Genomic DNA, 9,185 nt, shown 5'->3' on the forward strand with positions numbered 1-9,185 from the left:
TGGTCAACATGAACGGCAACAACACCGCCTTCGCCGACGGCATCCGCTCGCACGTCGACAGCACCCAGAACGCCGCCAACAACATCTACCGCTGAACGGCGCCGCGCGGCGGGCCGGGGACACGCCCCGCCGCCGCGCCACCGGACACCACCACCATCAAGGAGCAAACATCATGTCATCCATCATCGTGCGCGACCTCGCGCTGACCCAGGATCTCGACGGCAAGTCCCTGGCCAGGGTGCGCGGCGGCGCCAACAACTGGCTGCAAGGACTGGGCCCGGTGGCCAACGTCAATGTCAACGTCAGCCAGAACATCGCCCAGCTGCAGAGCATCAACGTCAACACGCTCAACAACGTCGGCGTGATCGGCTCCGGCCTCGGACTGGCGATCAACGTCAATCCGGCGCAATGGGCGGCCACGCACGCCGCGGTCTGAGCGGCACACCAGCGGTCCCGGAGCATAGGCCCGTGACCTATACTGACCAGGGCGGCGCCGCGGCCACGCGGCCGCCCGTCAGGCGCATGCAGGAGGAAGTCATGGCCGTTATCGTCATCAAGGATTTGCCGGACAGCGTGGATCTCGACAGGGAAGCCATGACGGCGATCACCGGCGGCGCGAGGACCGGCGCCCGCCATGCATGGCCGTTGCGCAGGGCCGTCGCGGGCCTGCGCATCATCAGCTATCCGGAGGGCTTTCCAGGCCAGCCGCCGGCAGGCACGCGCGAGCGGCCGGCCGGGGACCTCAAGCGCGGGAAATAGAACCACAAGCACCACGACACGCGCGCGGCAGCGATAACCTGCCCTCCCGCCCGCTGCCCTTGCGACAGCGGGCGTCAACGTTTGCGCGCGATGCTCAGCGCGGCGCGTTGCGCTCGATCCAGCCGGCGAAGGTGTTCAGGTACTTGTCGAGAAAACCGCGCGTGGACTCGCTGGCGATGCCGCCGTGCTCGTCGAACAGCTTGTCGACGCCGCTGAGATAGGCCTCGGGCTGCTGCAGCACCGGGATGTTGAGGAACACCAGCGACTGGCGCAGGTGGTGGTTGGCGCCGAAGCCGCCAATCGCGCCCGGCGATGCGCTGATCACGCCACCCGGCTTGCCGTCCCACGCGCTCTGCCCGTAGGGGCGCGAGCCCACGTCGATGGCGTTCTTGAGCGCGGCCGGCACCGAGCGGTTGTATTCGGGCGTCACGAACAGCACCGCGTCGGCGCGGCGGATGCGGTCGCGGAACGCGACCCACGGCGCGGGCGGGCTGTCGTCTTCGTCCTGGTTGTACAGCGGCAGCTGGCCGATCTCCACGATCTCCAGCTTGAGGCCGGCGGGAGCCCGCGCGGCCAGCGCAAGCGCGAGCTTGCGGTTGAAGGATTCCTTGCGCAGGCTGCCTACCAGTACGGCTACGTCACGGGGATGGCTCATCGCGATTCCTTTCACGTTCACTGCAGGATGGATGTCGGAGTGATGCGGACCGGCCGCGGCCGGTCCAGCCGTCACTTTAATCCAATTGCGTGAAAGAAAACCGCAGGCACCGGGCGGAAACAGGCCCGCCCCATCCGGCCTACAGCGCCGCGAGCGGATGCTCGCCGTGCGCCCACGGGCTGTCGAAGAAGGCGCGCACGCGCTCGCGCGACACCTCGTCCAGGCGCGGCGGCTGCCACTTCGGCGCGTGGTCCTTGTCGACCGCCAGCGCGCGGATGCCTTCCACGCCGTCGCCGTGGCGGAACACGTAGTACATCATGTCGAGTTCCATGCGCAGCTCGTCCTCGAGCGTCATGGTGCGCGCGCGGCGGATCTGCTCGAGCGTGACGTTGAGCATCAGCGGCGAGCGCCCGCGCAGCATGGCGGCGGTCTGCGCGGCCCAATCGGTGCCGGCGTCGCTGACCGCGGCCACGATGTCGGTCACGGTGGCGCCGGCGAACAGGCGGTCGATGTCGCCCCGCAGCGCGGCCAGCTGGCTTTGCGCGGGCACGCAGGCGCCGCGGTGCGCGGCGGTGGCGGCGTCGATGCAGGCCAGCACCGCGTCGCCGTCGGCGAACGCGCGCGAGCGCAGCGTGTCGACCAGTTCGGCCATCGCGTTGCCGGGCAGGTAGGCGTCGGCCAGGCCGGCGTGCAGCGCGTCGGCGGCATGGATCACGGCGCCGGTCAGGCCCAGGTACTCGCCCAGGCGGCCCGGCGTGCGCGACAGGAACCAGCCGCCGCCCACGTCGGGGAACAGGCCGATATTGGTTTCCGGCATGGCCATCCTGGTGCGGTCCGTCACCAGGCGGCGGCGCGCGCCCTGCGAGATGCCCATGCCGCCGCCCATCACCACGCCGTCCATCAGTGCGATGTAGGGCTTGGCGTAGCGGTGGATCAGGTGGTTGAGCGCGTATTCCTCGACGAAGAACTGGTCGAGCGTGGCGAGGTCGCCGGCCAGCGCGGCCTGGTGGAAGAAGCGGATGTCGCCGCCCGCGCAGAAGGCCTTGCCGCCGGCGCCGGCGACCACCACGGCCGCGACTTCGGGCGCCGCGGCCCAGTCGTTGAGCGTCTCGGCGATGGCGCGAATCATCTCGAGCGAGAGCGCGTTGAGCGCCTGCGGGCGGTTCAGCGTGAGGTAGCCGATACCGCCGTGGATCTCGCTGGTGACCAGGTCTGTCATTGTCTCTTTCTCCTCGGAAGCAGCCCTCGACTTTACACCAGCGGGACCGCGCGGCGGGCACCGCGGCGGCATGGCGCGGGCCGGCGCGCGTCTAGAGGGCGGCCTCCAGGCATGAACGCCGGAAACCGGCAACACTTGGCGCCATGACACAGTCGACCCTCGATCCCGGCCTGATCCTGCTGGCGTTCGCGCCGGTGTTCCTGCTCACCATCGGCGCGGAGGCGTGGTACTGGGCGCGCCGCGACCCGGGCGTGTACAGCCTGCGCGATTCGGCCTCGAACGCCGCGCTGGCGCTGATGCACCAGGCCTCGGACGCCTTCTTCCTGTGGCTGATGGTGCGCACCGTCTACGACTGGTGCTACCGGCACGGCTGGCAGGCGGTGCCGCAGGCGTGGTGGTCGTTCCTGCTCCTGCTGCTGTTGCAGGACTTCCTCTATTACTGGTTCCACCGCGCCAGCCACCGCGTGCGCTGGCTGTGGGCCTCGCACGTCACGCACCATTCGTCGGAGGGCATGAATTTCTCGACGGCGTTCCGCCAGAGCCTGACCTATCCGCTCTCGGGCATGTGGCTGTTCTGGATCCCGCTGGCGCTGGCCGGCTTCACGCCGGACTGGGTGATCCTCGCGGTCGGCCTGAACCTGGCGTTCCAGTTCTTCGTGCATACGCGCCTGGGCAGGCGCTGGCGCCGCGTGGAATGGCTGTTCAACACGCCTTCGGTCCACCGCGTGCACCACGCCCGCAACCCGCGCTACATCGACCGCAACTACGCCGGCGTGCTGACCGTGTGGGACCGCCTGTTCGGCTCGTTCGTGCCGGAGCAGGAGGCGCCCGAGTACGGCATCACGCGCCGCATCGACAGCCACAACCCGCTCACCCTCACCTTCCACGAATGGCGCGACATGTTCGCCGACGCGTGGCGCCACCGTGACCCGCGCCACCTGTGGATGCCGCCGGAATGGCGCAGCCCGCGCGCGGCGCCGGCGGCGGAGCGGATGCCGGACGCCTGACGGCGCCGCCGTGGCCCGGACGACAAAAAACCGCGCACGGGGCGCGGTTTTTCGTTGCTGCCGGACTGCGGCGAAAGACGCTTACGCGTTTTCGCGCGAAGCGCGCTTGCGCTCGTGTTCCTTCAGGTGGCGCTTGCGCAGGCGGATGCTCTTCGGCGTGATTTCCACCAGTTCGTCGTCGGCGATGAATTCCACCGCGTATTCGAGCGACATCTGGATCGGCGGCACCAGGCGCACGGCTTCGTCGGTGCCCGAGGCGCGCACGTTGGTGAGCTGCTTGCCCTTGATCGGGTTGACCACGAGATCGTTGTCGCGGCTGTGGATGCCGATGATCATGCCTTCGTACAGCGCATCGCCCGGCTTGACGAACATGCGGCCGCGGTCCTGCAGCTTCCACAGCGCGTAGGCCACGGCGTCGCCGTCGTCCTGCGAGATCAGCACGCCGTTGTGGCGCTCGCCCAGGCCGCCTTCGCGCAGCGGCGCGTAGTCGTCGAAGATGTGGCTGATCAGGCCGGTGCCGCGCGTCATGGTCAGGAACTCGCCCTGGAAGCCGATCAGGCCACGCGCCGGAACGCGGTATTCCAGGCGGGTGCGGCCCTTGCCGTCGGACGCCATGTCGAGCAGTTCGCCCTTGCGGCGGCCCAGCTCTTCCATCACGCCGCCCTGGTGGCCGTCTTCGACGTCCACGGTCAGCAGCTCGAACGGCTCGTGCTTGACGCCGTCGATTTCCTTGAACACCACGCGCGGGCGCGACACGGCCAGCTCGTAGCCTTCGCGGCGCATGTTTTCCAGCAGGATGGTCAGGTGCAGCTCGCCGCGGCCCGACACTTCGAAGATGGTGTCGTCGCCGGTCTCGGCCACGCGCAGCGCCACGTTCGACTTCAGTTCGCGGTCCAGGCGCTCGCGCAGCTGGCGGCTGGTCACGAACTTGCCTTCGCGGCCGGCCAGCGGCGAGGTGTTGACGCAGAAGTTCATCGTCAGCGTGGGCTCGTCCACCTTGAGCATCGGCAGCGCGTCCTGGGCGTCCGGCGCACACACGGTGCAGCCGATGCCCAGCTCCTCGATGCCGTTGATCAGCACGATGTCGCCAGCTTCGGCTTCGGGCACGATCTCGCGCTCGAGGCCCTGGAACTTCAGCACCTGGTTGATGCGGCCCTTGATCGGATTGCCTTCGGGGCCGAACTTGACCACCACGTCCTGCAGCGGGCGCGCGCGGCCGCGCGAAATGCGGCCGACGCCGATCTTGCCGACGTAGCTGGAGTAGTCCAGCGAGATGATCTGCAGTTGCAGCGGGCCGTCGGGGTTGTCGTCGCGCACCGGCACCTTGGCCAGCACGGTCTCGAACAGCGGCTTCATGTCGCCTTCGCGCACGTCGTCGGTCAGGCCGGCGTAGCCGTTCAGGCCGGAGGCGTAGATCACCGGGAAGTCGAGCTGCTCGTCGGTGGCGCCGAGCTTGTCGAACAGGTCGAAGGTCTGGTTGATCACCCATTCCGGACGCGCGCCGGGGCGGTCCACCTTGTTGATCACCACGATCGGCTTCAGGCCCAGCGCCAGCGCCTTGCGCGTGACGAAGCGGGTCTGCGGCATCGGGCCTTCGACGGCGTCGACCAGCAGCAGCACGCCGTCGACCATCGACAGCACGCGCTCCACTTCACCGCCGAAGTCGGCGTGGCCCGGGGTATCGACGATGTTGATGTGGGTACCGTTGTATTCGACAGCGCAATTCTTCGCCAGGATGGTGATCCCGCGTTCCTTTTCGATGTCGTTCGAATCCATCACGCGCTCTACCACTTGCTGGTTGTCGCGGAAGGTCCCTGCCTGGCGCAGGAGTTGGTCGACCAGAGTGGTCTTGCCATGATCGACGTGGGCGATGATGGCGATATTGCGGATGGCGCGGGTCATTGCAGCGTCTCGCTTGTGGGGCTGAGCATCAAAAGATAACCCGACATTATAGCATGTTGCGGCGCAAAACCCGAAGCGCGACCGGAAGCGTGGCGACGGGCCGGGAACGGGTGGCCGGCGCGATCGCCTTGCCGATCACAATGATTCAATTATTGCGTATATCGCAATAGCAAGTTGCCGTCCTTGCGGATCTTCATTCGTGAACATATAGTTGCCACGGCAAACATTGCAGCGACAAGCACCTGACAAGCACCTGACAGACATGCCCGAGCAGCCCTCGCCCCAGCCGCACGACCCGTCCGCCTTCGACGACACCCATCCTTTCGACCCGGCCCAGTACCGCATGGGCGAAAGCGTGGGCTACCTGATGGCGCGCGCCAAGAACCTGCTGTCGCACGAGGTGGAGCTGGAGGTCAACGACCTGGACATCACCCATGCCCAGGCCACCTGCCTGATGATGCTGGCCGCGGGGCGCGGCAACACCGTGACCGACCTGGGCCGCGAGCTCAATACCGACATGGGCTCGGTCACGCGCCTGCTCGGCCGCATGGAAAAGCGCGGCCTGATCGAGCGCCAGCGCAGCGACGCGGACCGCCGCGTGGTGGACGTGTCGATCACCGCCGCCGGCCGCACGCTGCTCGAGGCGCTGCCGCGCATCTACTGCCGCGTGCTGAACCGGCATTTCCGCGGCTTCTCCGAGGCCGAGCTGCAGACGTTCCGCTCGATGCTGCACCGGATCATCGGCAACAACAGCGGATAGGCGCGACACCGGCCGGCAAGCCGGATCGATTGACGTTCTTCACCGATGACAAAAGCAACATTGACGCTCTCGCGCAGGGCACCGAGATGAACCAAGCTCCCAATTCCCAATCCGCACTGTCGCCGCGCGCCGGCGCGGCCGGCCGCCGTGCCGCCACGCTGGCGCTGAGCGCGCTGGCGGCCGCGGTGCTGGCCGGCTGCGCCGCCTTCGGCAACTCGCACAGCACGCAGACGGTGACCGACCCGGCCGCCCTGGCCAGCGCCAGGACCCTGCCCGGCGAGCATGGCCAGTGGCCCTCGCTCGACTGGGTCGACCAGTTCAACGACCCGCAGCTGCGCCGCCTCGTCGACGAGGCGGTCAAGGACAGCCCCGACCTGCAGGCCGCGTTCGCGCGCGTGGAAGCCTCGCGCGCGATGGCCGACATCACGCGCAGCGCGCTCTACCCGAGCGTGGACTTCGAGGGCAGCCTGGTGCGCCAGCGCTTTTCCTCGACCGACCTGTTCGCGGGCACGCCGCTGGCCGGCTCCTGGCAGAACCAGTCGCGCCTGCAGGCCGGCCTGTCGTACGACTTCGACTTCTGGGGCAAGAACCGCGCCGCGCTCGAGGCCGCGCTGTCCGACGACCGCGCAATGGAGGCCGAGAGCCAGGCCTCGCGCCTGATCCTGACCACCGCCGTGGCGCGCACCTACGCCCGCCTGGCCGCGCTGTACGCGCAGCGCGACGTGGCCGAGCGCGCCATCGCCCAGCGCCGCGACCTGACCCAGTTGTCCAGCGACCGCCTGCGCGCGGGGCTCGACACGCAGGTGGAAACCACCCAGGCACGCGGCACCGTGGCTTCGGCGCAGACCGACCTGCTGCGCGTGGACGAAGACATCCTGCTGGCGCGCAACCAGATCGCCGCGCTGCTGGGCAAGGGGCCGGACCGCGGCCAGGAAATCCAGCGCCCGACCGTGCTCGCGCACGATACGCCGCAGTTGCCCGACAACCTCACCATCGAGCTGCTCGGCCGCCGCCCCGACCTGGTGGCGGCGCGCTGGCGCGTGGAGGCTTCCGGCAAGGACATCGCGGTGGCCAAGGCCGAGTTCCTGCCCGCGATCAGCCTGACGGCCTTCGCCGGCGTGGCCTCGCTGGACACCTCCAACCTGCTGATGGGCATCAGCCGCACGTTCGGCGTCGGCCCGGCCGTGACCCTGCCGATCTTCGAGGGCGGCAAGCTGCGCGCCAACCTGCGCGGCAAGTATGCGCAGTACGACCTCGCCGTGGCCAACTACAACCAGGCACTGGTCGACGCCTTGCGCGAGACCGCCGACACCGTGACCAGCATCCGCAGCGTGGACACGCAGATCACCGCGCAGCGCGAGGCGCTGGCGCTGGCCGAGCGCGCCTACTCGCTCGCCACCATCCGCTACAAGGCCGGCCTCGGCACGCAGCTCACGGTGCTCAATGCCGAGAGCAACGTGCTGCAGCAGCGCCGCCTCGCCACCGACCTGCAGGCCCGCCGGCTGGACCTGCAGATGGGCCTGATGAAGGCGCTCGGCGGCGGCTACCAGGAACCGGCCGGCGGCATGGCGGGGGAAAAGCCCGGCGGCGCGCAGGGCTGAGAGCGCCACGCACCAACGAGGCGGACGGCCGCGGCCGCCGCACAGCACCGAGACAGCATTCTTAAGACACCATCATGAGCGACAACAAGCAAGCGTCCCAGACCGCCGCCGCGCCCGCGCCCGCGGCCTCCGCCAACAACAACGGCAAGCGCAAGCGCCTGCTGCTTTCCCTGACCGCCGCGGTGGTGGTGGCGGGCGTGGCCTACGGCATCTACTGGGGCCTGTACGCGCGCCACTTCGAGAACACCGACGACGCCTACGTCGCCGGCAACGTGGTGCAGGTCACGCCGCTGGTCAGCGGCACCGTGATCTCGATCGCGGCCGACGACACCCAGCTGGTCACGGCCGGCCAGCCGCTGATCCAGCTCGACCGCGCCGACTCGCAGGTCAACCTGGAACAGGCCGAGGCGCAACTCGCGCAAGCCGTGCGCGAAGTGCGCACGCTCTACGTCAACAACGGCTCGCTGGCCGCCAACGTGGCGATGCGCGAGGCCGACGTGGCCCGGGCGCGCGAAGACCTCCGGCGCCGCCAGGCCATCGCCGGCTCCGGCGCGGTCTCGGGCGAGGAAATCTCGCACGCGCAGACCGCGCTGCAGGCGGCGCTGTCGGCGCTCTCCTCCACGCGCGAGCAGCTCGCCTCCAACAAGGTGCTGACCGACCAGACCACGGTGGAGAAGCATCCCAACGTGCAGCGCGCCGCCGCCAACCTGCGCTCGGCCTATCTCGCCTTCGCGCGCTCCACACTGCCGGCGCCAGTGACCGGCTACGTGGCCAAGCGCTCGGTGCAGGTCGGCCAGCGCGTGGCGCCGGGCACGCCGCTGATGGCAGTGGTGCCGCTGGAGCAGGTGTGGGTCGACGCCAACTTCAAGGAAGTGCAGATCACGCATATGCGCGTGGGCCAGCCGGTCAGGCTCGAAGCCGACGTGTACGGCTCCAAGGTGGCCTACGACGGCAAGGTGGAAGGGTTCTCGGCCGGCACCGGCTCGGCCTTCTCGCTGCTGCCGGCGCAGAACGCCACCGGCAACTGGATCAAGGTGGTGCAGCGCCTGCCGGTGCGCATCGCGCTGGACCCGCGGCAGCTCAAGGACCATCCGCTGCGCGTGGGGCTGTCGATGAACGTGACGGTCGACGTGCGCAAGGAGGAAGGCGCCTCGATGACCCAGACCACGGCATCGCGCCCGATGCAGACCGACGTCTATGACAAGGTCGCGCAGGACGCCGACGCGCTGATCGCCCGCATCATCTCGCTGAACAACGGCGGGCGCCAGGCTGCCGAGCCGAT

At 68.9% G+C, this 9,185-nt stretch carries 9 protein-coding genes; 6 read left to right on the forward strand and 3 right to left on the reverse strand.

Translation table 11 applies throughout. From position 1 onward, the window contains the following. Positions 1 to 172 precede the first annotated feature (172 nt). Both K206_RS0129215 and K206_RS0129220 read left to right on the forward strand, forming a co-directional pair. Positions 173 to 436, forward strand: coding sequence for a hypothetical protein (locus K206_RS0129215; protein ID WP_020205905.1), 264 nt, complete (start codon positions 173 to 175; stop codon positions 434 to 436). Positions 437 to 537: 101 nt separating this feature from the next. After that, complete coding sequence (locus tag K206_RS0129220) at positions 538 to 759, forward strand: hypothetical protein (RefSeq protein ID WP_029044223.1); 222 nt, start codon at positions 538 to 540, stop codon at positions 757 to 759. Positions 760 to 853: 94 nt separating this feature from the next. On the opposite strand, the gene K206_RS0129225 is transcribed toward K206_RS0129220, so the two are convergent. Further along, positions 854 to 1,414, reverse strand: a complete 561-nt coding sequence (locus K206_RS0129225; protein ID WP_020205907.1) for an NADPH-dependent FMN reductase — start codon at positions 1,412 to 1,414, stop codon at positions 854 to 856. Positions 1,415 to 1,553: 139 nt separating this feature from the next. After that, entirely contained in the window at positions 1,554 to 2,633 is a 1,080-nt protein-coding gene (locus tag K206_RS0129230) for an enoyl-CoA hydratase/isomerase family protein (RefSeq protein WP_020205908.1), read from the reverse strand. 143 nt (positions 2,634 to 2,776) lie between these two features. On the opposite strand from K206_RS0129230, the gene K206_RS0129235 reads away from it, so the two are divergent. Next, on the forward strand, positions 2,777 to 3,640 hold the full coding sequence (locus K206_RS0129235; RefSeq protein WP_020205909.1) for a sterol desaturase family protein: 864 nt from the start codon (positions 2,777 to 2,779) through the stop codon (positions 3,638 to 3,640). Between the two features lie 81 nt (positions 3,641 to 3,721). Here the strand turns inward: K206_RS0129235 and typA are convergent, their stop codons facing one another. Beyond that, positions 3,722 to 5,542, reverse strand: a complete 1,821-nt coding sequence (gene typA / locus K206_RS0129240; protein WP_020205910.1) for a translational GTPase TypA — start codon at positions 5,540 to 5,542, stop codon at positions 3,722 to 3,724. 262 nt (positions 5,543 to 5,804) lie between these two features. On the opposite strand from typA, the gene K206_RS0129245 reads away from it, so the two are divergent. The 3 genes from K206_RS0129245 to K206_RS0129255 all read left to right on the forward strand — a co-directional run. Beyond that, on the forward strand, positions 5,805 to 6,302 hold the full coding sequence (locus K206_RS0129245; RefSeq protein WP_020205911.1) for a MarR family winged helix-turn-helix transcriptional regulator: 498 nt from the start codon (positions 5,805 to 5,807) through the stop codon (positions 6,300 to 6,302). Positions 6,303 to 6,388: 86 nt separating this feature from the next. Beyond that, on the forward strand, positions 6,389 to 7,903 hold the full coding sequence (locus K206_RS0129250) for an AdeC/AdeK/OprM family multidrug efflux complex outer membrane factor (RefSeq protein ID WP_043367240.1): 1,515 nt from the start codon (positions 6,389 to 6,391) through the stop codon (positions 7,901 to 7,903). Between the two features lie 74 nt (positions 7,904 to 7,977). Next, positions 7,978 to 9,185 (forward strand): HlyD family efflux transporter periplasmic adaptor subunit (locus K206_RS0129255; protein WP_020205913.1); only part of this gene is annotated, 1,208 nt, incomplete at its 3' end.

Origin of the sequence: Cupriavidus sp. WS (genome assembly GCF_000395345.1) — a bacterium.
Taxonomy (GTDB): Bacteria; Pseudomonadota; Gammaproteobacteria; order Burkholderiales; family Burkholderiaceae; genus Cupriavidus; species Cupriavidus basilensis_B.